Source organism: Hyphomicrobiales bacterium (assembly GCA_002869065.1).
Lineage (GTDB): Bacteria > Pseudomonadota > Alphaproteobacteria > Rhizobiales > Rhodobiaceae > Rhodobium.
In genome coordinates this window covers 1,311,482-1,335,059 of the sequence record PKTR01000002.1, presented here as the reverse complement: position 1 = coordinate 1,335,059, position 23,578 = coordinate 1,311,482, and the positions used below count along the sequence as shown (strand labels likewise).

The 23,578-nt window shown below is 64.1% G+C and carries 22 protein-coding genes and 1 tRNA gene; 16 read left to right on the top strand and 7 right to left on the bottom strand.

What is annotated here, in order from left to right; translation table 11 throughout:
• Nucleotides 1–10 precede the first annotated feature (10 nt).
• Nucleotides 11–1,051 carry an AraC family transcriptional regulator gene (locus tag C0606_09845; protein PLX38492.1) on the bottom strand — a complete coding sequence of 347 codons (1,041 nt, stop codon included), beginning with the start codon at nucleotides 1,049–1,051 and terminating at the stop codon, nucleotides 11–13.
• Between the two features lie 286 nt (nucleotides 1,052–1,337).
• On the opposite strand from C0606_09845, the gene C0606_09840 reads away from it, so the two are divergent.
• The 10 genes from C0606_09840 (at nucleotide 1,338) to C0606_09795 (ending at nucleotide 11,824) form a co-directional block, all read left to right on the top strand.
• Complete coding sequence (locus tag C0606_09840) at nucleotides 1,338–1,655, top strand: hypothetical protein (GenBank protein ID PLX38491.1); 318 nt, start codon at nucleotides 1,338–1,340, stop codon at nucleotides 1,653–1,655.
• A gap of 248 nt (nucleotides 1,656–1,903) precedes the next feature.
• Nucleotides 1,904–3,598, top strand: a complete 1,695-nt coding sequence (locus C0606_09835) for a formate--tetrahydrofolate ligase (GenBank protein ID PLX38490.1) — start codon at nucleotides 1,904–1,906, stop codon at nucleotides 3,596–3,598.
• Nucleotides 3,599–3,750: 152 nt separating this feature from the next.
• Nucleotides 3,751–4,074, top strand: a complete 324-nt coding sequence (locus C0606_09830; protein ID PLX38489.1) for a transcriptional regulator — start codon at nucleotides 3,751–3,753, stop codon at nucleotides 4,072–4,074.
• A 58-nt stretch (nucleotides 4,075–4,132) separates the two neighbouring features.
• Entirely contained in the window at nucleotides 4,133–5,167 is a 1,035-nt protein-coding gene (locus C0606_09825) for a permease (GenBank protein PLX38780.1), read from the top strand.
• Nucleotides 5,168–5,341: 174 nt separating this feature from the next.
• On the top strand, nucleotides 5,342–6,592 hold the full coding sequence (locus tag C0606_09820; GenBank protein PLX38488.1) for a sarcosine oxidase subunit beta: 1,251 nt from the start codon (nucleotides 5,342–5,344) through the stop codon (nucleotides 6,590–6,592).
• Nucleotides 6,593–6,605: 13 nt separating this feature from the next.
• Nucleotides 6,606–7,013, top strand: coding sequence for a sarcosine oxidase subunit delta family protein (locus C0606_09815; GenBank protein PLX38487.1), 408 nt, complete (start codon nucleotides 6,606–6,608; stop codon nucleotides 7,011–7,013).
• On the top strand, nucleotides 7,010–10,039 hold the full coding sequence (locus C0606_09810; GenBank protein PLX38486.1) for a sarcosine oxidase subunit alpha: 3,030 nt from the start codon (nucleotides 7,010–7,012) through the stop codon (nucleotides 10,037–10,039). The genes C0606_09815 and C0606_09810 overlap by 4 nt, the downstream gene beginning before the upstream one ends.
• Entirely contained in the window at nucleotides 10,032–10,646 is a 615-nt protein-coding gene (locus C0606_09805) for a sarcosine oxidase subunit gamma (protein PLX38485.1), read from the top strand. Before C0606_09810 ends, C0606_09805 begins: the two co-directional genes overlap by 8 nt.
• A 141-nt stretch (nucleotides 10,647–10,787) precedes the next feature.
• Nucleotides 10,788–11,276: a tRNA (N6-threonylcarbamoyladenosine(37)-N6)-methyltransferase TrmO gene (tsaA, locus tag C0606_09800; GenBank protein ID PLX38484.1), complete on the top strand. Its 489-nt coding sequence runs from the start codon at nucleotides 10,788–10,790 to the stop codon at nucleotides 11,274–11,276.
• Nucleotides 11,277–11,356: 80 nt separating this feature from the next.
• Complete coding sequence (locus C0606_09795) at nucleotides 11,357–11,824, top strand: hypothetical protein (protein ID PLX38483.1); 468 nt, start codon at nucleotides 11,357–11,359, stop codon at nucleotides 11,822–11,824.
• 101 nt (nucleotides 11,825–11,925) lie between these two features.
• Here C0606_09795 and C0606_09790 read toward each other — a convergent pair whose 3' ends face one another.
• Nucleotides 11,926–13,587 carry an energy-dependent translational throttle protein EttA gene (locus C0606_09790; protein PLX38482.1) on the bottom strand — a complete coding sequence of 554 codons (1,662 nt, stop codon included), beginning with the start codon at nucleotides 13,585–13,587 and terminating at the stop codon, nucleotides 11,926–11,928.
• Nucleotides 13,588–14,197: 610 nt separating this feature from the next.
• On the opposite strand from C0606_09790, the gene C0606_09785 reads away from it, so the two are divergent.
• The gene (locus C0606_09785; GenBank protein PLX38481.1) at nucleotides 14,198–15,280 is read left to right on the top strand and encodes a hypothetical protein; all 1,083 of its coding nucleotides are present in this window, start codon (nucleotides 14,198–14,200) and stop codon (nucleotides 15,278–15,280) included.
• Nucleotides 15,281–15,403: 123 nt separating this feature from the next.
• Here C0606_09785 and C0606_09780 read toward each other — a convergent pair whose 3' ends face one another.
• The gene (locus C0606_09780) at nucleotides 15,404–16,501 is read right to left on the bottom strand and encodes a spermidine/putrescine ABC transporter substrate-binding protein PotF (GenBank protein PLX38480.1); all 1,098 of its coding nucleotides are present in this window, start codon (nucleotides 16,499–16,501) and stop codon (nucleotides 15,404–15,406) included.
• A gap of 32 nt (nucleotides 16,502–16,533) precedes the next feature.
• A complete protein-coding gene (gene speB, locus C0606_09775; GenBank protein ID PLX38479.1) occupies nucleotides 16,534–17,502 on the bottom strand; it encodes an agmatinase in 969 nt (322 codons plus the stop codon).
• A 142-nt stretch (nucleotides 17,503–17,644) separates the two neighbouring features.
• On the opposite strand from speB, the gene C0606_09770 reads away from it, so the two are divergent.
• The 3 genes from C0606_09770 (at nucleotide 17,645) to C0606_09760 (ending at nucleotide 19,665) form a co-directional block, all read left to right on the top strand.
• Nucleotides 17,645–18,460, top strand: coding sequence for a LuxR family transcriptional regulator (locus C0606_09770; protein PLX38478.1), 816 nt, complete (start codon nucleotides 17,645–17,647; stop codon nucleotides 18,458–18,460).
• Between the two features lie 334 nt (nucleotides 18,461–18,794).
• The gene (locus C0606_09765; protein ID PLX38779.1) at nucleotides 18,795–19,199 is read left to right on the top strand and encodes a transcriptional regulator; all 405 of its coding nucleotides are present in this window, start codon (nucleotides 18,795–18,797) and stop codon (nucleotides 19,197–19,199) included.
• Nucleotides 19,200–19,233: 34 nt separating this feature from the next.
• The gene (locus C0606_09760) at nucleotides 19,234–19,665 is read left to right on the top strand and encodes a DUF454 domain-containing protein (protein ID PLX38477.1); all 432 of its coding nucleotides are present in this window, start codon (nucleotides 19,234–19,236) and stop codon (nucleotides 19,663–19,665) included.
• A 112-nt stretch (nucleotides 19,666–19,777) separates the two neighbouring features.
• On the opposite strand, the gene C0606_09755 is transcribed toward C0606_09760, so the two are convergent.
• From C0606_09755 to C0606_09745, 3 genes are all read right to left on the bottom strand, one after another.
• A tRNA-Gly gene (locus C0606_09755) sits at nucleotides 19,778–19,852 on the bottom strand.
• A 148-nt stretch (nucleotides 19,853–20,000) separates the two neighbouring features.
• Nucleotides 20,001–20,939 carry a thioredoxin gene (gene trxA, locus C0606_09750; protein ID PLX38476.1) on the bottom strand — a complete coding sequence of 313 codons (939 nt, stop codon included), beginning with the start codon at nucleotides 20,937–20,939 and terminating at the stop codon, nucleotides 20,001–20,003.
• 222 nt (nucleotides 20,940–21,161) lie between these two features.
• Nucleotides 21,162–21,677: a DNA-binding protein gene (locus C0606_09745; protein ID PLX38475.1), complete on the bottom strand. Its 516-nt coding sequence runs from the start codon at nucleotides 21,675–21,677 to the stop codon at nucleotides 21,162–21,164.
• A gap of 186 nt (nucleotides 21,678–21,863) precedes the next feature.
• Here C0606_09745 and C0606_09740 point away from each other — a divergent pair, with 186 nt between their 5' ends.
• Nucleotides 21,864–22,574, top strand: a complete 711-nt coding sequence (locus C0606_09740; GenBank protein PLX38474.1) for a hypothetical protein — start codon at nucleotides 21,864–21,866, stop codon at nucleotides 22,572–22,574.
• A gap of 503 nt (nucleotides 22,575–23,077) precedes the next feature.
• A complete protein-coding gene (locus C0606_09735; protein PLX38473.1) occupies nucleotides 23,078–23,578 on the top strand; it encodes a hypothetical protein in 501 nt (166 codons plus the stop codon).

Here is a 23,578-nt window from a genome sequence, read left to right as displayed (position 1 = left end):
CGACTGGCTGCTAGCTGATCAGATCGGGAGCCGTGCTGCCGCCGGCCTGACGCCGGTCTGCCTGCGGCGAACGGCCATAGAGCTCGCGGTAGCATTTGGAGAAATGCGACGCCGAGACGAAGCCACACGCAATCGCCACCTCGACGATCGACATATCAGACTGCAGCAACAGGTGGCGCGCCCGATCGAGCCTGAGATCGAGATAATAACGCGCCGGCGAGCGACCAAGAAGCTGACGGAACAGCCGTTCCACATGGCGCCGCGACAGCCCCGTCTTATCGGCGATCTGCGCAAGCGTCAGCGGCTCGGCGAGATGGCTTTCCATCAGCTCGATCATCGCCAGAAGCTTCGAATTGTGCACGCCGACCCGGGCGTTGAGCGGCAGCCGCTGGCGGTCCTGCGGCTTGCGCACCCGGTCGATGATGCACTGCTCGCTGACCCGTTCGGCAACCGCCGGGCCGAGTTGCTCACCGACCAGATGCAGCATCATGTCGATCGCCGCGGTGCCGCCGGCGCAGGTGTAGATATTGTCCTCGACCTCGAACAGATCCGCCTGCACTTCCACATCCGGGAAGGTCTCGGCGAAGGAGGGCAGCGTCTCCCAGTGAATCGCGCAGCGCCGGTCTTCCAGAAGTCCCGCGCGCGCCAGAAGCCACGCACTGGTGCACATGCCGCCGATCGGCACCCCTTGCCCATGCAGTCTGCGCAGATAGCCGAACAGATCGGCGCTCGATAACCGTTCAACCGTCACGCCGGAGCAGACAAGCACCATGTCGGGTCTGTGAAAGCCGAGCCGCCCGGTCTTCAGATCGGCAAGCGACCCGTCGGGAACGACGCTGAGCCCGTTCGAGGCCTTCACCGGCTGGCCGTCGAGCGTGACCACCGACCAGGAATAGGCTTCCTTCTTCAGAACGCGGTTGGCCATGCGCAACGGCTCGACCGCCGACGAGAACGCCATAAGGGTGAAATCGGGGATGAGAATGAAGACGAAATGCCGAACCGGTTCGATGCCGCCCGTCTGCGTTGCCGCGTTCTTGTCGCCTGCCGCCATGCGCGTCGTTCCGCCCGCCGTCGATTGCCCCGCGCAATCGCCTCGCCACTCACCGGCTCCCCTGGCCCGCGCGCCACGGTGAAGCAGTGCCAACCGGCACACTAGCGGGCGATATGACGCGAGGGCAATACATATGTCGCAGCTTCGACATCATCGTTGCACGCTCGAGGGTATATCATTTTTGGTGTGTATCTCTTTTAAACAACTATTGATTGTTTCGCTGCATCTGGTCGATAGTCAGGAACGACGATCACGGCCGCTAGGCGCGATAATTCGAGGTGCAGCGATGGCTCACGCAATCAGACTGGTCAATCCAACCACCGGCGTTGTGAAGACAGGGTATTACGGCTTCAGTTGGACGAGCTTTTTCTTCGGAGGCATTCCGGCGATTTTCCGTGGCGATCTCGGCGTCGGGATCGGCATCACCATTGCCTCGATCTTGTTTTCGCTGATTTCCGCCGGCGTCCTCGGCATCGTCATCAACATCGTCTGGGCATTTATCTACAACAAGAAATACACCACCGAGCTCCTGCAGGCCGGCTTCCGCATGGAGGATCAGCCGGAAGTCATGAGTTCGGCAAAAGCCGCTCTCAATGTGATCTGAACGGCCTTAACCGCTTTCGAAAAATCCGCGCGCATCGCGCGGAAAGCGCCTCGGGCAAGCGATCCGGCTGCCCGCGCGCAACACGTTTGCGGCTCCTCTCCCCTCGCCCCCTTTCGTCCCGCCCCTGTCGCAGATAAGACAGGTTTGGTCGACCAAAGCCGAGATCGGCTCGGGTTTCGTCGTCATGGTCGGCACGGATCGAACAGCCGTCCGGCACGACAGCCCGGCACGACAGCGAGGAGAGGGTCATGGCATCAGGCGCCGCCGAAAAACCGCAGTCCGACATCGAGATTGCGCGCGCCGCGAAGAAGAAGCCGATCTGGGAGATTGGCGAGAATCTCGGCATCGACAGCGACCACCTCATTCCCTTCGGCCACGACAAGGCCAAGGTGAGCGCCGATTTCATCGCCTCGCTCGACGGCCGCCCTGACGGCAAGCTCATTCTCGTCACCGCGATCAGCCCGACGCCCGCCGGCGAAGGCAAGACGACGACAACGGTCGGCCTCGGCGACGGCCTCAACCGTATCGGCAAGAAGGCGATGATCTGCCTGCGCGAGCCCTCGCTTGGCCCCTGCTTCGGCATGAAGGGCGGCGCGGCCGGCGGCGGCCATGCCCAGGTCGTGCCGATGGAAGACATCAACCTGCATTTCACCGGCGACTTCCACGCCATCACCGCCGCGCACAATTTGCTCGCCGCGATGATCGACAACCACATCCACTGGGGCAACGAACTCGGCATCGACCCGCGCCGGGTGACCTGGCGCCGCGTGATGGACATGAACGACCGCTCGCTGCGCCAGATCGTGTCCGCGCTTGGCGGCGTCGCCAACGGCTATCCGCGCGAGGCCGGTTTCGACATCACGGTCGCCTCCGAGATCATGGCGATCCTGTGCCTGTCGCGCGACCTCGCCGACCTGCAGGAGCGGCTCGGCAACATCGTCGTCGGCGCCCGCAGCGACAAGACGCCGGTCACCTGCCGCGACATCAAGGCCGACGGCGCCATGACCGTGCTGTTGCAGCAGGCCATGCAGCCGAACCTCGTTCAGACGCTGGAAAACAACCCCGCCTTCATCCATGGCGGCCCGTTTGCCAACATCGCCCATGGCTGCAACTCTTTGGTCGCGACGAAGACAGCGCTGAAACTCGCCGACTACGTCGTCACCGAAGCCGGCTTCGGCGCTGACCTCGGCGCTGAAAAGTTCTTCGACATCAAGTGCCGCAAGGGCGACCTGAAGCCCGATGCCGCCGTCATCGTCGCCACCATCCGCGCACTGAAGATGAACGGCGGCGTCGCGAGAGCCGACCTCGGCCCCGAGAACGTCGAAGCGGTCGTCGCCGGCTGCGAGAACCTCGGCCGCCACATCGCCAATGTGAAGCAGTTCGGCGTGCCGGTCGTCGTCGCCATCAACCATTTCAGCGCCGACACCGAAGCCGAAATCGAGGCGGTGAAGACCTATTGCGAGGAACACAGCGCGGAAGCGATCCTGTGCCGCCACTGGGCCGACGGCTCGGCCGGCACCGAAGATCTCGCCCGCCGGGTGGCCGAAATCGCCGATTCCGGCGCTGCCCAGTTCGCCCCGCTCTACAACGACAAGATGGGCCTGTTCGCCAAGATCGAGGACATCGCCACCCGCATCTACCGCGCCAGCGAAGTGCTCGCCGACAAGAAGATCCGCGACCAGCTGCGCGCCTGGGAGGAGCAGGGCCACGGCGATTTGCCGATCTGCATGGCCAAGACCCAGTACAGCTTCTCGACCGACCCGAACCTGCGCGGCGCCCCGACCGGCCACGGCGTGCCGATCCGCGAGGTCCGACTTTCCGCCGGCGCCGGCTTCATCGTCGTCATCTGCGGGGAGATCATGACCATGCCCGGCCTGCCGCGGCACCCGTCCGCCGAAGCGATCGGCCTCGACGCCGACGGCCAGATCGAAGGCCTGTTCTGACCTCTCTGCGAGGGGCCAACAGAAGGCCGCTTCCTTTGCAAACATCTGACAACGCCCCGGCCTCTCCGCCGGGGCGTTTTCGGTTGTCGGGATTGACATAACTAGAAAACTGGTTTTATAGATATATCGGACTGGAACTACGGACTGATGTGATGCCGCGACTGACCGAAGACACCGCCGCCGACGCGCTTGCCGCTCTGGGCAACCGGACCCGCCTGCGCCTGTTCCGCGTGCTGGTGAAGGCCGGCCGCGGCGGTATGAATGTCGGCGACCTTCAGAAGCGCCTCTCAATTCCGGCCTCCACGCTCGCCCATCATCTGGCGAGCCTGCACCGGGCAGAGCTTATCACCCAGGAAAGGCAGGGCCGCGAAGTGATCAGCGTCGCCGACTATGACGCGATCCAGACCCTCAGCGCGTTTCTCGTCGAGGAATGCTGCTGTGGCTTCGCCGACGATGCGGTCGACGACGTCGCCTGAAAATTTTTTGCGCAAATACACCGATAAAACCGGTGATATCGAAATAAGGAAGAACAGCATGGCGAATGAACGGGTTGAACGCGCGGGCGTGTTGTCGTCCCTGCCGAAGATCGATCGGGTCTGGGTGTTCCTCGCTCTTGCCTTCGCCGTGCTGGCGGCGATCGACTCCACCCAGGCGGCAAAGTCGATCGAGTTCACCATTCGCGCGCTGATCGGCGTGTCGCCCTTCCTGCTGCTTTCGATCGGCGTTGCGGCCTACGCCAAGGCCTCGGGCGCCGACAATCTGATCGCCCGCGCCTTTTCCGGCCACCCGGCCTGGATGATCGTCGCCGCCTCGCTGATGGGCGCCCTGTCGCCGTTCTGCTCCTGCGGCGTCATTCCGCTGATCGCGGCACTGCTGTCGATGGGCGTGCCGCTACCCGCCGTGATGGCCTTCTGGCTCGCCTCGCCGATCATGGATCCGTCCATGTTCGTGCTGACCGTCGGCACGCTTGGCACCACTTTCGCGCTCTTCAAGACCTTCGCGGCCGTCGCCATGGGCATGATCGGCGGCTACGGCACCTGGGCCCTGCTGTCGTCCGGCGCGTTCGCGACCCCGCTGCGCGAAGGCGTCGGCAATGGCGGCTGCGGCGCCTCCGCCGTGCGCAATCCGAGCGAAGTGCACTGGCAGTTCTGGAACGAACCGGACCGCCGCACGAAATTCCGCCAGAACGCCCTGCAGAATCTCAATTTCCTCGGCAAATGGCTGACCCTCGCCTTCTTCCTCGAAAGCCTCATGGTCGCCTATGTGCCCGCCGACATGGTCGTGTCTCTGGTCGGCGGCGAGAGCATCATGCCGATCATCCTCGCCACCCTCGTCGGCGTGCCGGCCTATCTGAACGGCTATGCCGCCTTGCCGCTGGTCTCCGGGCTGATCGATCAGGGCATGGCGCCCGGCGCCGGCATGGCGTTCCTGCTGGCCGGCGGCGTGACCTCGATCCCAGCCGCGATCGCCGTCTTCGCACTCGCCCGGCTGCCGGTGTTTCTCACCTATCTGGCGTTCGCGCTGATCGGCTCGCTGGCGCTCGGATTGCTGTTCAACGCCATGGCATAACCGGCACGGCGCGGCGCAACGTCACCTCGATCCGCCGCGCCTTTCCCGCCAATGTCGCAATCGGAAACGTCAATGTCCTCTTGCGGCTCGATTTGACGGCAGTTAGGCGCTAGCCTGCGATTTCCAGTGCTGGCATGACGCCGGCAATCTTCCGTCTGATCGAGGGTGGGCCGCATGGCCGAATATTCGCTTTTCTCTTTGCTGCGTGAGGGGTTGCGGGGACATACCGGGTGGCAGCCCGCCTGGCGCGCGCCGGAACCCAAGGCCTCCTACGATGCCGTCATCATCGGCGGCGGCGGACATGGGCTCGCAACCGCCTATTATCTCGCCAAGGAACACGGCATGACCGACATCGCCGTGATCGAAAAGGGCTGGATCGGCGGCGGCAATGCCGGGCGCAACACCACGATCATCCGCTCTAACTATCTCTACGACGAATCGGCCGCGATCTACGACCACGCGCTGGACCTTTGGAAGACGCTTGCCCAGGAACTCAACTACAACATCATGATGAGCCATCGCGGCGTCCTCAACCTCGCCCATGACGAGGGCGAGGCGCGCCAGTTGAAGCGGCGCGTCGAGGCCAACCGGCTGAACGGCGTCGACGCCGAATGGCTCGACCCCAAGCAGGTCAAGGAATTCTGCCCGATCCTCAACATCTCGCCGGACATCCGCTATCCGGTGATCGGTGCCACCCTGCAGCGCTCCGGCGGCACCAATCGCCACGACGGCGTCGTCTGGGGCTATGCCCGCGCCGCCGACAAGCTTGGCGTCGACGTCATCCAGAACTGCGAAGTCACCGGGCTGAAGATCGAGGAAGGACGCGTCACCGGTCTGGAGACGACGCGCGGCACGATCCACACGCCGAAGATCGCCAGCGTCACCGCCGGCCACACCAGCGTCGTCGCGAAGATGGCCGGCATCCGCCTGCCGATCGAGAGCCACCCGCTGCAGGCGCTGGTTTCCGAACCGCTCAAACCCGTGAACCCCTGCGTCGTCATGTCGAACGCGGTGCACGCCTATTGCTCGCAGTCGGACAAGGGCGAACTCGTCATCGGCGCCGGCATCGACGCGCATCTGAGCTACACCCAGCGCGGTTCGCTCGACATCATCGAGCATCAGATGGGGTCGATGATCGAGATGTTCCCGATCTTCTCGCGGCTCAGAATGATGCGCCAATGGGGCGGTATCGTCGACGTCTGCCCGGATGCGAGCCCGATCATCACCAAGACGCCGGTGAAGGGTTTCTACGTCAATGGCGGCTGGGGCACCGGCGGCTGGAAGGCGACGCCCGGCTCCGGCCACGTCTTCGCCGACCTTATCGCCAATGACGAGCCGAACGCCATTGCAGCGCCCTTCACCCTCGACCGCTTCTATTCCGGCGCCCTCGTCGCCGAGCACGGCGCCGCCGCCGTCGCACACTAGGGAACAGCCCGCCATGTTTGTCATCACCTGCCCCTATTGCGGCCCGCGCGACCAGACCGAGTTCGCCTATGCCGGCGAAGCGCATATCGCCCGTCCGAAAGAGCCCGAAAAGCTCAGCGACGAGGAATGGGCCGACTTCGTCTTCCTGCGCACAAACACCAAGGGCGTGTTCGCCGAGCGCTGGAACCACGCCGCCGGCTGCCGGCGCTACTTCAACGCGCTGCGCAACACCGCGACCGACGAATTCCTCGCCGTCTACGAAATGGGTGCCAAACCGCCGGCGATCGACGCCGCGAACCCGGCGACGCCCTGCGGCGAACTGATCGGCTCCGGCAACGACGCCGTGAAGATCGAAAGCACCCGGACGATCGCCGACGCCGCCCCCAAGGCTCCGACCGGCATCATGGGAGAGGGCGCATGACGACCGAACCTTTTCGCCTCGCCCATGGCGGCATCATCGACCGCGGCACGCCGGTGCGCTTCCGCTTCGACGGCACCGAGTATCAGGGCTGTGCCGGCGACACGCTTGCTTCCGCGCTGATCGCCAACGGCGTCCATTTCGTCGCCCGCTCGTTCAAATATCACCGCCCGCGCGGCATCGTCGGCGCCGGCCCGGAAGACCCGGCGGGTCTCGTCCAGATCGGACGTGGCGCGGAAACCGACCCCGACACGCGGGTCACGGAGCAGGAAATATGGGATGGTCTGGAAGCCTTCCCGCAGAACTGCTGGCCGTCCCTTAAATACGATGTATACGCTGTAAACGACTGGTTTTCCCGTTTCTTTTCAGCAGGTTTTTACTACAAGACATTCATCGGCCCTCCGGGATCCTGGGAGACTTTCGAGCCGCTCGTGCGCAATTCCGCCGGCATGGGCGTGGCGCCTGACGGCCCCGATCCGGACAGCTACGAGTCGACAAACCGCCATTGCGACGTTCTCGTGATCGGCGCCGGCCCGGCCGGCCTGATGGCCGCGCTGTCCGCCGCACGTTCCGGCGCCCGCGTCATCCTCGCCGAAGAAACCGCGGCGCTTGGCGGACGTCTCCTGAGTTTGCCCGCCGACGGCCCCGATGCGCTGTCCCTCGACGGCATGAAGCCGACGGAGTGGGTCGAAAAGGCCCGCGCCGAACTCGCCGAGCATCCAGAAGCAACCGTGCTCACCCGCACCGCGGCAATCGGCTACTACGCGCAGAACTTCGTCGCCCTTTGGGAGAAGGTCAGCGACCATCTCGCCCCCGGCGCCCGTCTGAGCTCGCAGCCGCGCCAGCGCCTGTGGCGCATCCGTGCCAAGGAAGTGGTGCTGGCGACCGGCGGTATCGAGCGCGCCATGGTGTTCCACAAGAACGACCGCCCCGGCGTCATGCTGGCAAGCGCCGTGCGCACCTATATGCACCGCTATGCGGCAATGCCCGGCCAGAACCCGGTCATCTTCACGAACAACGATTCCGCCTGGGCGACCGCCTTCGACCTGCACGATGCCGGTGCCCGCGTTGCGGCCATCGTCGATTCCCGCGAGGCCTGCGCCCCCGAGCTCATGGAAATGGCGGCGAAGCGCAACATCCCGACGCGCATGAACAGCGTCGTCGTCGACACCAACGGCCGCCACCGCATCACCGACCTCGTGGTTGCCCGCCGCAAGGGCAAGGGCATCGGCCCGATCCTTGAATCCATCGAAGCCGACCTGCTCGCAATGTCGAGCGGCTGGTCGCCAAATGTCGCCCTGTTCGCCCAGTCGCGCGGCCAGCTGCGCTGGGACGACGAGATGGCGTCCTTCCGGCCCGGCACGTCGTGGCAGAAGGCCACCTCGGCCGGCAGCGCCAACGGCACGGCGACGCTTGCCGGCTGCCTGCTCGAAGGCGCCGAGGTCGGTGCGGCCGCCGCAACGCGCGCCGGTTTTTCCATCGAACCGGCCGCCATTCCCGGCATCGCCCACATGGAACCCGAACCGCGCGGCATCGAAGCGTTGTGGTTCGCGCCGCATGACGAGCCCCCCGGCAAGACCAAGGCGTTTGTCGACCTGCAGGACGACGTCAAGGTCGCCGACCTGCAACTCGCCGTGCGCGAAGGCTATGCCTCGGTCGAACACGCCAAGCGCTACACGACGATGGGCATGGGCAATGACCAGGGCAAGATCTCGAATCTGAACGCCTTCGGCATCATCGCCGATGCCCTCGGCAAGACGATCCCGGAAGTCGGCACCACCACCTTCCGCCAACCCTGGAAGCCGATCGCCTTCGGCGCCCTTGCCGGCCAGCATGTCGGCGGCCATTTCCAACCGCGCCGCACCACGCCGATGCATGAGTGGCATCGCAAGGCCAATGCGACCTTCGAGCCGGTCGGAGATTGGTTGCGCGCCCGCGCCTATCCGCAGCCCGGCGAGAGCTTCCACGACGCCGTGCAGCGGGAATCGAAGGCGACCCGTCGCACCGCCGGCGTGCTCGATGCCTCGACGCTGGGCAAGATCGACATTCGCGGCAAGGACGCCCGCACCTTCCTCAACCGCGTCTACACCAACGCCTGGTCGAAGCTCGCCCCGGGTCGCTGCCGCTACGGCCTGATGCTCGGCGAGGACGGCATGGTGTTCGACGACGGCGTCACCTCCTGCATCGCCGACGATCACTTCCACATGACGACGACGACCGGCGGCGCCGCCCGCGTGCTGACCTGGCTTGAGGACTATCTGCAGACCGAATGGCCCGACCTCGACGTCTATCTGACCAGCGTCACCGAGGAATGGGCAGTCGCCTCGATTTCCGGTCCGAAAGCGGCCGACATCGTCGCCGCCGTCTGCGACGACTTCGATCCCGAGACCTTGCCCTTCATGAGCTGGACGACGGCTCATGTCGGCGGCATCCCGGTGCGCGTGTTCCACATCTCGTTTACCGGCGAGACCTCGTTCGAGATCAACATCCCGGCGACCTATGGCCTGGCGCTGTGGGAGCATATTCTGGATATCGGCTGGCCGATGGGCCTCACGCCCTACGGCACCGAGACCATGCACCTGTTGCGCGCCGAAAAGGGCTTCATCATCGTCGGACAGGAGACCGACGGCACGATGACGCCGGGCGATCTCCGCATGGACTGGATCGTCAGCCAGAAGAAGGGCGACTTCATCGGCAAGCGCTCTCTGAGCCGGACCGACACCGTCCGCACCGACCGCAAGCAGCTCGTCGGCCTTCTCACCGAGGACCCGAACGAGGTGCTGATGGAAGGCGCGCAGATCATCGGCACGCCGCATGAGCCGGCCCCGCCAGTGCCCATGCTCGGCCACGTCACATCGAGCTATATGAGCCCCAATCTCGGCCGCTCGATTGCCATGGGCGTGGTCAAATCGGGTGGCGCGCGCATGGGCGAGACGGTCTATATCGCCCGAAACGGCAAGGCGCCGCTGCCCGCCACCATCACCGAAACCGACTTTCTGGGCATGACGGAGGACAAGGCCAATGGTTGAGTTGACCCGCCGCTCGCCGCTCTCCCACCGCTCGCCGCTGCTGACCCCGGATTGCACCTGCTGCATCGGTGAACGCCCGTTCCTCGGCAAGCTCGTCCTGCGTTGCGACCCCGCCGACGCCGCCGCGCTCGAACCGGTGCTCGGCACCGCGCTGCCGCACGCGTCACCGCAGACCACAGCGACGGATGAGCTCACCGTTCTCTGGCTCGGCCCGGACGAGTGGATGATCGTCACCGCGCCGAACGCGGAAGCCGATCTCGCGGCCCGCATCGAGGAGGCGCTTGCCGGCAAGCCGCACCAGGTGGTCGCTGTCAGCGACTATTACACGGTGATCGAGATTGGCGGCAGCCACGCCCGCGAGGCGCTGGCCAAGCTGACCGCGCTTGATATGCACGAGCGCGCCTTCAAGGAAGGCGAAGTGCGCGGCACCGTGTTCGCCAAGGCCCAGGCGGTCATCCACATGCGCAGCGGCACGCCAAAGCCGGCCTTCGACCTCTATATCCGCTGGTCGATGGCCGACTATCTGTGGTGCCTTCTCGCCGATGCCGGCCATGAGTTCGGCATGCGCACCGAACAGCCGATCGGTGGCGAACGGCTTGTGATTTAGCGACGCAAAGGCGGGGCGGCGGCCCCGCCATTTGTTCTGGCGCAAGGCAGCCGTGCGCCGGCAAATGCTGTAATGTGGCGACTCTCGATATCGTCGCCCTTGCGGGTGGCGGTGCCGTTTCCGCAATCAGCGAGCCTTGCCATGACCGATCCTGCCCGCCCCGGCGAAATCACCCTCGACTTCGATCCCGCCGAGCTGACCCCCGACGCCGGCGTCGTCTTCATCGGTCGTGTTCGCACGCCGTGGAGCGAGCGCAAGGACTGCCCGCGCAACACCGAGACCTCGCTTGCAAGCGGTACAACACAAACGCTCGAGATTGACGAGCCCTACCGGCCCGGCCTGCAGGGGCTGGACGAGGCCAGCCATCTCTTCGTACTTTACTGGATGCACCACGCCCGCCGCGATCTGATCGTCCAGACCCCCAACCACAAGCCGGGCCTGCGCGGCGTCTTCTCCCTGCGCTCGCCGGTGCGGCCGAACCCGATCGCGCTTGCCCGCGTCGAGATCCTCAATCTCGACATCGACGCCGGCCGCATCGAGATCCGCGGCATCGACTGCCTCGACGGCACCCCGATCGTCGACGTGAAGCCCTGGTTCGCCAGCAACGATTCCGCCTTCGCTGACAAGTAACGCACCCTTCCTGACTGTTTGCCAGCGACAACGGCCCACAGCGCCGCGCGTCCTTCGCCGTGGCAGACTTCAGGCTGTCCATGCTGAGCCATGGATATTTGAGAGGCGGAACCCCGCGCGCCCTGCTCCGGCATGTCCTGGTGCAGCGTGACGCGCCAATGAAGGATACACGTATGCTTCCCCGAATTCTCGCCGCCCGCCCGTTCCTCGTCGCAGCCTTTGTCGCCGGCACGCTTGCCGCATCGCTGTCCTCGGCGCATGCCGAAGGCGCGCTCGCCGCGGACCGCATGAGCGGCAGCTACGGTTACTCCTACGGCATGGCAACCAAGGCCGACGCCGACAAGGCCGCTATCGCGAGCTGCGGCGCCAAGTGCACAGTCGTCGCCAATTTCTCCAAGGGCTGCGCGGCCTATGCCAACTGCCCCGGCGGCGCACAGGGCGTTGGCCTTGATGGCAACGCCGAAGCCGCCCAGAAGAAAGCCGTTGAAGCCTGCCGCAACCAGGGCGGCGGAAGCTGCGCCGTGCGCGTCTGGGGATGCGAGCAGTAGGCCCGCGCACGAACCGGACTCTTACGTAAACGTCAGAGCGCCTAGAAATAAAAACGCCGCCCGAAAAGGGCGGCGTTCGTCATTTCACATGTCGGAAAAGGTTACCGCTTCAGCGGCTTGTACTTGATCCGGTGCGGGTTGGCCGCATCGGCACCGAGCCGGCGCACCTTGTCCTTCTCGTAGTCCTCGAAGTTGCCTTCGAACCACTCCACATGGCTGTCGCCCTCGAAGGCGAGAATGTGCGTGGCAAGGCGGTCGAGGAACATACGATCGTGGCTGATGACCACGGCGCAGCCGGCGAAATCCTCAAGCGCGTCTTCGAGCGCGGCAAGCGTTTCGGTGTCGAGATCGTTGGTCGGTTCGTCGAGCAGCAGCACGTTGGCGCCCGACTTCAGGATCTTGGCGAGATGCACGCGGTTGCGCTGGCCGCCCGACAGCGAGCCGACCTTCTGCTGCTGGTCGCCGCCCTTGAAGTTGAACGACGAGCAATAGGCCCGCGAATTGATCTCTTTCTTGCCGAGATAGATGATCTCGTTGCCTTCGGAAATTTCTTCCCAGACGGTCTTGTTACCGTCGAGCGCGTCGCGCGACTGGTCGACATAGCCGAGATCGACGCTGTCGCCGATGGCGATCGAGCCGGCATCCGGCTTTTCCTGCTCGGTGATCATGCGGAACAGGGTCGACTTACCGACACCGTTCGGACCGATCACGCCGACGATGCCACCCGGCGGCAGCTTGAACGACAGATCGTCAATCAGCAGCCGGTCGCCATAGCCCTTCGACAGATGTTCCACATCGATGACGTTCTGGCCGAGCCGCTGGCCGGCCGGAATGACGATCTGCGTCGCGCTCGGCACACGGTCCGCGTTGCGCTGGACGAGTTCGTCATAGGCCCGGATACGCGCCTTCGACTTCGCCTGCCGCGCCTTCGGGCTGGCGGCGATCCATTCGCGCTCGCGGTCGAGCACATTCTGGCGCGCAACATCCTCGCGCTGCTCCTGCGCGTAGCGCTTCGCCTTCTTTTCCAGATAGACCGAATAGTTGCCCTCGTAGGGAATGCCGCGGCCGCGATCGAGCTCGAGAATCCAGCCCGTGACATTGTCGAGGAAGTAGCGGTCATGGGTGATGATCAGCACCGAGCCCTTGTATTCGCGCAGGTGCTTTTCGAGCCACGCCACCGTCTCGGCGTCGAGATGGTTGGTCGGTTCGTCGAGCAGGATCAAATCGGGCTCCTCGAGAAGCAGCCGGCACAGTGCGACGCGGCGGCGTTCACCGCCCGACAGATTTTCGACGCCCGCATCGCCCGGCGGGCAGCGCAGCGCGTCCATCGCCATTTCGATCTGGCTGTCGAGATCCCACAGGTTCTGCGCGTCGATCTTGTCCTGCAGCGCCGTCATCTCTTCCATCAGCTCGTCGGAATAATCTTCCGCCAGCTTCATGGAGACTTCGGTGTACTGATCGACCAGCGCCTTCTTTGCCTTCACGCCGTCCATGACGTTGCCGAGCACGTCCTTGGATTCATCGAGCTGCGGCTCCTGCGGCAGATAGCCGACGGTCGCGCCCTCGGCGAGCCAGGCTTCGCCGGTGAACTCCTTGTCGATCCCGGCCATGATCCGCAACAGCGTCGACTTGCCCGAACCGTTGACGCCGAGCACGCCGATCTTGGCATCGGGATAGAAGGACAGGTTGATGTTCTCGAGAACGCGCTTGCCGCTATAGGCCTTCGACAGGCCGTGCATATGGTAGATGAACTGCCGCGCCATGGCTCAGCCCCGACTCCGCATCTTTGTTGAAGGATTTCGCGCCGTTGTAGAGAATGGCCCGGCCAAGAGCAATGGAAAACGCCAGGAGCAAAAGAAAACCCCTGCTTTCCCGTCTCGTCGAAGACGGCAAGCATCAGATAAACGCGCCCTCTTTCCCCGCGAAAGGCAGGCCGGCGCTCAAATATCTCTCATCGTGTTGCCCGAAGGCTGCGCTTCCAAGCTGTTCTTTTTCAGATTGTTCCGAGCGCAACACCCACCACGAAGGTGAATACGACAGCGAACATCAGGATGTTCAGGCCTCGTTCCATCGTCATCGCGTTTCCTCCCGCGAGTCGCTTGGTCCGGCGATTATACGCCCGTCTCGACAGGTGACGAAGCCAATTCGTTGATGCATTGCAGCACGAACCGCCACAGGCCGCCGATGGCGACCGGTCGGGCGGCAAATGGCGCTGATCCGCGCTCGGCATCGCCAATATGCCGATCGGACAAAGCCCTGAAATCAGGAAGGAAATCTGTATTGAGACAATTTTCCAAGTCGAGCTAACACAATATCAAACTTCTTCCCGCACAGTATTGCTGACCATTGGGTAGTAAGCGGGCGGAACAAGCAGTGCAGTCCAATCTCCTCGAAGACCTCACGAATATGGCTCGAGAATCCTCGGGCGAGCGGCGGCGAGACCTGCTGCGCGCACTGACGGATCTCTTCCAGTCCGGTTCCGACGACGCCAAGAAGACCAATCAGGATCTGTTCGGCGATGTCGTGTCCCGCGTCATCGATGAAGTGACGGTGGAAATCCGCGCCGAGGTTTCCGAGCGTCTGTCGCATGAGGATCTGTCGCCGCGCGAACTGATGCTGAAACTGGCGCAGGACGAGATTTCCGTCGCCTCGCCGGTGCTGCAGAACTCGACCGCGCTGACCGACCACGACCTCAAGCACATCGCCGAAAATCACTCCCAGGATCACCTGCTCGCGATCTCGCATCGTGAAACCCTGTCGGAAGTCGTCACCGACGTGCTGGTGCGCCGTGGCGACCAGGGCGTTCTGCACAAGGTGTCGAGCAACCAGGGTGCCCGCTTCTCCGACGTCGGCTTCGACACGCTGGCCGCCCGCGCGACCCACGACCGCACGCTGCAGGCCAATCTGGTCGAACGCCAGGACCTGCCGCAGAAGAACGCCCGTCAGCTGGTCCCGTTCCTCGAGGACGAACTCAAGGCCAAGCTCGGCCAGATCGCCGGCGCCGCCGATTCCGGCGACCTCAACGAACTGGCCCGCGCCACCGCCGCCCGCGTCGAGGACGAGTTGCGCAAGGCGCAGCAGTCGCGCCTCGAGCTGCGGGTCATCGTTTCCGAAATCAAGCAGGGCAAGCGTCAGCTCAACGACATGATCGTCGCGCTGGCACAAGACAATCGCGCCCTCGACATCGCCATGCTGCTGCGCGAACTCGCCGACCTCAAGGACGTCGACGTCTCGCGCGTCATGTTCCGCGACGAGGCAGGCCCGATCGCCGTGCTGTGCCGCTATCTCTCGGTGTCGGACGACGCCTTCAAGTCGGTCGCCGATCTGCGCCGCAAGCGCCTGCAGCGCACCTCGCTCGACGCCAAGCACGAGCTGGAGCTCTATCAGAAGCTCTCCGAGGCCGATGCCCAGCGCGCCATCCGCTTCCTGCGCGTGCGCAACTCGGTCTCCGCCTAAGCGACATCGGTTGCCGCAAACCGCGGCGCTGAAAAAGACAAACCCACCGCCGGCTCCCCAGGCCGGCGGTGGGTTTTTTTCATGCATTGGGTTGGCGTGGCGTGAAGCCTGCTGGCCCGAGGCTTACTGGCCCGTCTTGACCTTGGTCCAGAGCCGGGTACGCAGCCGCTGTTCCTTGGCGCCGAGCGTCTTGTCCGGGAACAGACGGCCCATCACCTCGTCTCCGGGATAGACATTTTCATCGCCGAGGATCGCCGGATCGACATGGGCATCCGCCTCTTTGTTGGCGTTGGCGAAGTACACCAGATTGGTGACCTCGGCGACAACCTCGGGCTTCAGCATGTAGTCGATGAACTTGTAGGCCGCCGCCGCGTTCGGTGCATCCGCCGGGATCGCCATCAGGTCGATCCACATCAGCGTGCCTTCCTGCGGAATGGCGTAGCCGACTTCGACGCCGTTGCCGGCCTCTTCCGCGCGCATCGCCGCGATGCCGGCATCGCCGCTATAGATCAGCGCCACGCAGATATCGCCGCTCGCCAGATCGTTGGTTGCCCGCTGATTGTGGAAGTAGCGAACCGATTTCGCCGCCGTCGCCAGCAGATCCTCGGCCTTCTTCAGATCGTCGGCATTGTTCGTATAGGGATCGGCGCCGAGATAGTTGAGCGCGACTGAGCTGATCTCGAACGGCGAGTCGAGCACCGCGATGCCGCAATCCTTCAGCTTTTCCGCGATCTCCGGCTTGAAGATCACGTCGAGCGAATTGAGCGGCTGATCGCCGATACGCTCGGCAACGAGCTTGGCGTTATAGGCAATGCCGACCGTGCCCCAGGTGTAGGGCACGCCGATCTTGCGGCCGCCGGGAACCTGATCGAGCGACGCCAGGATCTTCGGGTTGAGATTGCCGTAGTTCGAAAGCTTCGAGGTGTCGATCTCGGCCAGCGCCCCGGCCTGGAATTCGCGCACCGCATTCGAGGTCGCCGGGAAAACCAGATCGTAGCCGCTGCCGCCGGCGAGCAGCTTGGTTTCCAGAACCTCGTTGGAATCATAGTAGTCGAGCGACACGTCGATGCCGGTTTCGGTCTGGAAATTGGCAACGGTGTCGGCACCGAAATAATCGGCCCAGTTGAAGATCCGCAATTCCTCGGCTGACGCCGAGGCTACCGAGGCAAAGAGCAGACCGGCGGCGGCCAAAGCGGCAGTATATTTCGAACGATGCGTCATCCTATGTTCCCCTTGTTTTACATATCGACGCGCTACCGTCCCTTGTGGGCGGCAGCAAAAAGGCAAAGCAGATCGTTGGCAAGCGCGGCGGCGGCAAGCGCCGTGATTTCGGCGTTGTCGTAGGGCGGCGACACCTCCACCACATCCATCCCGACCACGTTGACGCCTTCGATGCCGCGCAGGATCTCCTGCGCCTGGTAGGTCGTCAGCCCGCCGACCACCGGCGTTCCCGTACCGGGTGCGGCGGAAGGGTCGAGCGCATCGATGTCGAAGGTGACGTAGCAGCTCTTGTCGTCGACGACGTCGCGGATACGCGCCGCCACCGCCGCAGGCCCGAGCCGCTGCACCTCGATCGCGTCGATGATGGTGAAACCGAGCGGATCGGGATTGTGGGTGCGGATGCCGATCTGTACCGAGGTCGCGGGATCGACGATCCCCTCGCGCACCGCATGCCACAGCATGGTGCCGTGATCGATCTCGTCCTCGCGCCCGGTCCACGTGTCGGTGTGCGCATCGAAATGAATGAGGCTGATGGGCCCGTACATTTCCGCATAGGCCTTCAGGATCGGATAGGTGACGAAATGATCGCCACCGAGCGACAGGGTCGCACAGCCGGCATCTAGGATCGCCCGCACCGTCTCGGTGATCTCGCCCGGGATCACCGACGGACGGCCGCGATCGAACGGGCAATCGCCGAAATCGACCACGTTGAGCGTCTCGAACGGATCCGTCGGCCACGGCCACGGGTTCGACCAGGCGATATGGCTCGAGGCGGCGCGGATCGCCCGCGGCCCGAAGCGGGTGCCCGGCCGGTCGGTCACGGCGAGGTCGAAGGGAATACCGAGAACGGCAACGTCGACGCCTTCGAGATCGCGGGTGAAACGCCGCCGCATGAAACTGAGCGCGCCCGCATAGGACGCCTCCGCCACCGTTCCCCGATTGTTTTCTCGGGTGAACGCGAGATCACCTGGCGCCGATAAGACGTCTGATGCGTCCGTCATGACCGCTCCTGTCGCATGTCCTGGATGTCAAAAAGTGTGGACGGACAGCGGCACTGACGTAAACTTGCCGAACGGGGTATGCCTAAAGGGGTAGGTTTCGGTGGCCGGAAGAGACGATACGGGCGGCAACGCAGTGCATCCGATGCCGGCTGCAGCCGGGCCGATGCAGGCCCTGGCCGCACTGGTTTCGGCGCTTCATACGCCGCGCTTCACGGACGCCTTGCGTGATGCGATCGGCGCCGTCTGCGCTTTCGACTCCATGGTCGTGACCGCCTATTCAGAGGCCGCGCGTCCACTGTCCCTCTACCACGACTTCGACGACGTTCAGGCCGCGATCAACATCTCGTTCTACGAGTCCGGCCCCTATCTGCTCGACCCGTTCTTCCTCGCCGGCCGCGACCGCATCAGACCCGGCGCCTACCGCCTGATCGACCTCGCCCCTGACGCGTTTTTCAAGTCGGAATATTATCGGACCTTCTATCGCCGCATCCGGCTGTCCGACGAGCTCGGCCTGATCATGCGCGCCGAGCCCCCCGCTCCCGGCAGCACGCCTTCGCACAAAGATCCGGGCCGCTGGCTGGTCATGTCGCTCGCCCGCCGGGTACGCCGGCCGAAATTCTCCGCCGATGACATCGCAGCCGTGAACGATGTCTTCCCGGTGGTGTCGGCTGCCGTTCTCGCCCATTGGAAACCGGAGGGCGAAGCCCCCGCCGCAATCGGCGCCAATCTGCCCGAGCGTCTGAAGTCGTTCGGCAGCGACCTCCTCAGTCCGCGCGAGATGGAAATCGTCCAGCTCATCCTGCAGGGTCATTCGACGCCATCGGCCGCCGCCGTCCTGGGTATTGCCGAAGGCACCGTCAAGGTTCATCGCCGCCACGCCTACGCCAAGCTCGGCATCGTCTCGCAGGCCGAACTGTTTTCCCGCGCCACCCGCTACCTGACCGACATCGCGCTCTGAACGGCGACGCCCTGCCCGCCGATGCCCGCATTTCACACGCACCCGACGACCGCGACCGATGAACGCAGAAGCCGATCCATCGGTAAGCGCTATTGCTAATCATTCGCAAATATGTTGATTATTATCCGCGCTGCACCATTTCCCCATCCTAGGGCAGCGGCCGCCGGCATCCTCCAACCGGCAAGACCGATATTCGCATTCCCAGCCGGCATGACCCCCGCGCCGACGGCTTCCAGGAAGCGTGGTTCGGGGAGGTTTGAGCAAGGACAGTTGAACGATGACAATGACGACGAGCGACACTTCCGCGACCGCCCGCAAGGCCGACGGTGTTCAGATGCCCGTTGGCCGCCCGTCCGGCCCGACCGTGGACCGGCGCCCGGTCTCCTCGCCGCGCGGCCGTCCGGCCTCACCCGACTTCGACCGTCTTCTCGGCGTCGGCAGCGATGCCTGCGAGTTCCTGAAGCTGTTCGCCAACCAGAACCGGCTGCAGATCCTCTATCTTCTCGCGCAGGGCGAAAAGACGGTGAGCGACCTCGAAGACCAGCTCGATATCCGCCAGGCCGCCCTGTCGCAGCATCTCGCCCGCATGCGCACGGAAAAGGCCGTCACCGGTCGTCGCGAGGGCAAGAACGTCTATTACAGCATTGCCGACGAGCGGGTACGCACCGTCATCGACGTCGTGTATGATATGTTCTGCAAGGATTGCTGCGCCGAAAAGCCCTGCATGGCGCGCAGTTGATCTTGTGCGAACCGCGTGGCTTGAGGATGAACCTATGCATCGCAAGGCAGCCCGCCTGTGGTGGCAAGCGGCTGGCGTAACGTCGCTGGTCCTGGCGCTCATCGGCATTCCCCTGCCGCTGTTGCCGACGACGCCGTTCCTCATCCTCGCCGCATTCTGTTTCTCGCGCGGCTCCGACCGATTGCATGACTGGCTCGTCACACATCCGCGCTTCGGCCCGGTGATCGCCGACTGGAACCGCCATGGTGCCATCTCACGGCGCGGCAAGGTGCTCGCGGCAACCGCCATGATCGCCGCCTTCCTGATTGCGCTCGCCGCCGGCGCGCCCGCCTATGCGCTGGTGCTGCAGGTCACCGTGCTCGCGGCCACTGCAACCTTCGTGCTGACCCGCCCGTCCCCGCCGCGCGAGCACCTCGCGCCCGAGACTGTGTCTGCCGAGCCGCGCGAGACAGGTCGCAAGGACTGACGCGCAAAGTCAGCAGCGCCACCGGCTCTGCGACAAGAAATCCAAAAAATTGATCTGAAAAACAAAACGGCCCCGAAGGGCCGTCGAGTAAGCGTTTCCGCTTGAGGGAGACTGGAGCGGGCGATGGGATTCGAACCCACGACCCCAACCTTGGCAAGGTTGTGCTCTACCCCTGAGCTACACCCGCACGCTCCGTCCGGCGGAACAGGTCCCGACCGGCGGGCTCTGTATTGCGCAAATCGTTTCCGGGCGCAAGCCCATTTTTTGCATTCCCGGCGAAACAGTGAATGCACCGCCGGGAAGCCTGCCGAAAAACCGCAAATCCCTTCGCCGACTCAGGAAAACAGCACCGATGCCAGCTTGCGACGGCCCTCGACCGTCATCGGATCGGTCGCTCCCCAGGCCTCGAACAGCTGCAGCAACTGCTTGCGCGCGCCGTCCTCGTTCCATTCGCGATCGCGCCGCACGATCTGAAGCAGGTGGTCGACCGCCGCGTGCCGGGCGTCGCGCGCATTGAGCGCCAGCGCCAGATCGAAGCGGGCCTGATGGTCGTCCGGATTGGCCGCGACCTTTTCTTCCAACTCCGCCGTATCGCCGAGCGCTTCGGCCTGCGTCGCGAGATCGATCGCCGCGCGCGCAGCCGCCACTGCCGGATCGTTCTTGCCCTCTTCGGGCACCGACTCGAGCGTCTGGCGCGCCTGATCCAGCTCGCCGACACCGGCATAGCACTGCGCAAGGCCGGCAATCGCAGTAACGTTCGCCGCGTCCTCGGCCAGAACCGCCGCATAGAGCTGCGCCGCGCCGTTCCAGTCCTTCGCGGCGCGCGCCGCTTCAGCAGCATCGAGCGCCTGATCGGCCGGGCTCGCGTCGACGGGACCGGCAACCTTGTCGATGAACGCCTGGATCTGCGATTCCGGCACCGCGCCCATGAAGGCATCGACCGGACGGCCGTCCTTGAAGGCGACCACGGCCGGGATCGACTGGATGCCGAGCTGGCCGGCGACTTCCGGATGGTCGTCGATGTTCATCTTGGTCAGCTTGACCCGCCCCTGGCTGCCGAGCACGACCTTTTCCAGCGCCGGCGCGAGCTGCCGGCACGGACCGCACCACGGCGCCCAGAAATCGACCAGCACGGGGACCGTCTTCGATGCCTCGATCACGTCGGCCATGAACGACTGGGTGGTGATATCCTTGGCAATCCCGCCGCCGGAACCGTTGCCGCCATCGTTGCCGCCGCCGGCGCCACCGCCGAAAAGAATGTTGGGCTGGGTCATTTCGTTCTCCCCGATCTGTCGCGCATCGGTGTTGTTGTCTGGCCGTCAGAACCAGCGGATTTCTATCATCATTGCGTTCTGCCGAATATAGGCCTCTTGCCCGTTCGGCAGTTTTCACAATCGTATATTCGCAGCCTCTAAATTGGCAAAGCCGCCCGTCGATTTCAATTTCGACGCGTCAACCGGCCGCGTCACGTCGCGACGGCCGCGGATATCTGCGCCTCAGGCCATCGCCTGCGATTCGGCGCTGACCGCCAGGATCTGCGGCTCGTGTCCCGTCGCCTGGATGAATTTGACGAGGTCGCCGCTCGCGATCGTCGTCGTCATCGTATTGATCAGCGGATGGTAGTTGACGACCGGCTCAGCCATCATTGCCGCATCGAGCACCACCGACACGCGCTGTTCGGTATCGTTGATCACCCCGAACGGCGTCACCGAGCCCGGTTCGACACCGAGCAGCTCGCCGAGCAGGTCGGCCTTGCCGAAGCTCACCCGACCGCTTCCGCCGATGATCGTGTGCACCTGCTTCAGGTCGATCGTTGCCTCTTCCTCGGCAACGATCAGGAAAACCCGGCCCTTCTTGTCCTTCACGAACAGGTTCTTGCAATGGGCGCCGGGGATCTCGCCACGCAGCGACTGCGACTCCTCCACCGTGAACAGCGGCGGATGCTCGATGGTCTTCGTCTCGATACCCAACTCGGCGAGAAAGGCGAATAGCGCATCCGGCGTCACGGCCATGGTCAATCCTCACAAGGCGGCATTCATCGTCGGCCACACCGCCTTTCGCGACGCGACCATGTTCGGGCCTTGTGTACGCCGCCATGCCCCCTCGCCGCAACCGGCGCATTTATCCCTGAAAACCTCCACGTTTACCCGGTCTTAAGGTTAACGCGCTTTCCTAGGGGAGAAGTTTGATGCCCGTGGATGAGGATTGCCATGCACTTCCGGAAACTTTCCCTGGCCGTCGCGGCGCTGTGCGCGAGCACTCCGCTAGCCCATGCGGCCGACCTTTACGCCCCCGAACCGACCGTCATTCCGGCCCCGGCCTATGAGGCCCCCGTGCTGCGTGGCGGTTTCCATGTCGGTCTCAGCGGCGGCTATTCGTCGAGCACCTACGACATCACCGTCGTGACGCTGCCCGATCCGCCCTATCGCGGCACCGGCCCGCTCGTCGGCGCCCAGATCGGTTACGACCACTATGGCGACGGCTACATGGTCGGTGTCGAAGCCGACGCCTCGCTCGCCTCGATCCATCACGACACGAACGACAGCTTCGGTGCCGAGAACGAGACCAACATGAGCTGGCTCGCCACGCTGCGCGGCCGCATCGGTCTGCCGGTCGAGGATGCCGTGTTCTACGCCACAGGCGGTCTCGCCGTTGCCGGCATCCGCATGGAGCGCGGTCCGGACGCCTTCGGCCGCCCGCCGGGTCATGATGAGAACATTCATGTCGGTTGGACCGTCGGTGCCGGCACCGAGTTCAACATCAACGACAAGTTCAGCATCAAGGGCGAATACCTGTACGTCGATCTGAACGAGAAGCGCTATCGGGTCTCGAACGTGCTGCCTCCGATCGACACCAAATACAGCGGCCATATCGTCCGCGTCGGCATGAACTACCACTTCGGCAAGTAGCGCGCTTTCCCAAACCGAAGGTCCGCGTCAGCGAAAAGTTGACAGACTTTTTGGATAGGAAAAAGCGACAAGCGACTGTCGCCCAGCCGGCAACACCGTCCTGAACGCACGCGCCCGCGGCACCCCCGCGGGCGCGTTTGTCTTTGCCCGCCCTTCCCCGGACGCCGGGCACGCGCGATCTCCGCTCATCGCGTTTTCCCCATCCTTTTCAGCCCCGCAAAGCGGCGGATTTCCGCGCTTGCGCCGGGCGACGCACCGGCTTTCCACAGCTCGCTTCGTGCCGGCCCTCGGGCGGGACTATCGTTCGCGGGAGTCGCGCGTATATATTGATTCGTAAGGGAGATTCGCGCCAGCCGGGCGGGCACCGACCGTAGTATCGGGAAGTGACTCGAATTGTTCGGCTTTTCCGTCTGGCGTCTTCCCGTGCGCTTGCACAGCCGCGTGTCCAGCGGCGCTTAAGTACCTCACCTGCGTTCGCGAATACACCAGCCACGAGGATCACCATGACCCTCCTCGACCTCGATATCGAACGGCATGGCAATCCGGTCGATACCATCGAGCAGATCGCCACCTTTCATGACTGGGCGTTCGAGCGCACCGGGGACGACGAGATTACGATCTCCGTCGACGGCAAATGGTGCGACTATCATGTCTCGTTTTCCTGGCTTGATGATCTCGAGGCGCTGCATCTCGCCTGCGCTTTCGATCTCAAGGTCGGCGAACAACGCCGCACCGAGGTGCTGAGACTGATGGCGATCGCCAATGAGCGACTGTGGATGGGCCATTTCGACCTGTGGACCACCGAAGGTGTGGTGATCTTCCGTCAGTCGCTGCTACTGGCCGGCGGCGCGGAAGCCACCAATGCCCAGATCGAAGGCATGCTCGGCAATGCGCTCGAGGCCTGCGAGCGCTATTATCAGGCGTTCCAGTTCGTCGTCTGGGCCGGCAAGAGCGCTTCCGAAGCGGTCAGCACGGCCCTGTTCGAGACCGCAGGGGAGGCCTGA

Excerpts from the sequence above, each read along its gene's own strand:
- C0606_09815 (PLX38487.1), top strand. The coding sequence starts at position 6,606 with ATGTTTGTCATCACCTGCCCCTATTGCGGCCCGCGCGACCAGACCGAG.
- C0606_09760 (PLX38477.1), top strand. The coding sequence starts at position 19,234 with ATGCATCGCAAGGCAGCCCGCCTGTGGTGGCAAGCGGCTGGCGTAACG.
- C0606_09805 (PLX38485.1), top strand. The coding sequence starts at position 10,032 with ATGGTTGAGTTGACCCGCCGCTCGCCGCTCTCCCACCGCTCGCCGCTG.
- C0606_09790 (PLX38482.1), bottom strand. The coding sequence starts at position 13,587 with ATGGCGCGGCAGTTCATCTACCATATGCACGGCCTGTCGAAGGCCTAT.
- C0606_09820 (PLX38488.1), top strand. The coding sequence starts at position 5,342 with ATGGCCGAATATTCGCTTTTCTCTTTGCTGCGTGAGGGGTTGCGGGGA.
- trxA (PLX38476.1), bottom strand. The coding sequence starts at position 20,939 with ATGACCCAGCCCAACATTCTTTTCGGCGGTGGCGCCGGCGGCGGCAAC.
- C0606_09830 (PLX38489.1), top strand. The coding sequence starts at position 3,751 with ATGCCGCGACTGACCGAAGACACCGCCGCCGACGCGCTTGCCGCTCTG.
- C0606_09765 (PLX38779.1), top strand. The coding sequence starts at position 18,795 with ATGCCCGTTGGCCGCCCGTCCGGCCCGACCGTGGACCGGCGCCCGGTC.
- C0606_09745 (PLX38475.1), bottom strand. The coding sequence starts at position 21,677 with ATGGCCGTGACGCCGGATGCGCTATTCGCCTTTCTCGCCGAGTTGGGT.
- speB (PLX38479.1), bottom strand. The coding sequence starts at position 17,502 with ATGACGGACGCATCAGACGTCTTATCGGCGCCAGGTGATCTCGCGTTC.
- C0606_09825 (PLX38780.1), top strand. The coding sequence starts at position 4,133 with ATGGCGAATGAACGGGTTGAACGCGCGGGCGTGTTGTCGTCCCTGCCG.
- C0606_09845 (PLX38492.1), bottom strand. The coding sequence starts at position 1,051 with ATGGCGGCAGGCGACAAGAACGCGGCAACGCAGACGGGCGGCATCGAA.
- C0606_09810 (PLX38486.1), top strand. The coding sequence starts at position 7,010 with ATGACGACCGAACCTTTTCGCCTCGCCCATGGCGGCATCATCGACCGC.
- C0606_09835 (PLX38490.1), top strand. The coding sequence starts at position 1,904 with ATGGCATCAGGCGCCGCCGAAAAACCGCAGTCCGACATCGAGATTGCG.
- C0606_09795 (PLX38483.1), top strand. The coding sequence starts at position 11,357 with ATGCTGAGCCATGGATATTTGAGAGGCGGAACCCCGCGCGCCCTGCTC.
- C0606_09840 (PLX38491.1), top strand. The coding sequence starts at position 1,338 with ATGGCTCACGCAATCAGACTGGTCAATCCAACCACCGGCGTTGTGAAG.
- C0606_09735 (PLX38473.1), top strand. The coding sequence starts at position 23,078 with ATGACCCTCCTCGACCTCGATATCGAACGGCATGGCAATCCGGTCGAT.
- C0606_09770 (PLX38478.1), top strand. The coding sequence starts at position 17,645 with ATGCCGGCTGCAGCCGGGCCGATGCAGGCCCTGGCCGCACTGGTTTCG.
- C0606_09780 (PLX38480.1), bottom strand. The coding sequence starts at position 16,501 with ATGACGCATCGTTCGAAATATACTGCCGCTTTGGCCGCCGCCGGTCTG.
- tsaA (PLX38484.1), top strand. The coding sequence starts at position 10,788 with ATGACCGATCCTGCCCGCCCCGGCGAAATCACCCTCGACTTCGATCCC.
- C0606_09740 (PLX38474.1), top strand. The coding sequence starts at position 21,864 with ATGAGGATTGCCATGCACTTCCGGAAACTTTCCCTGGCCGTCGCGGCG.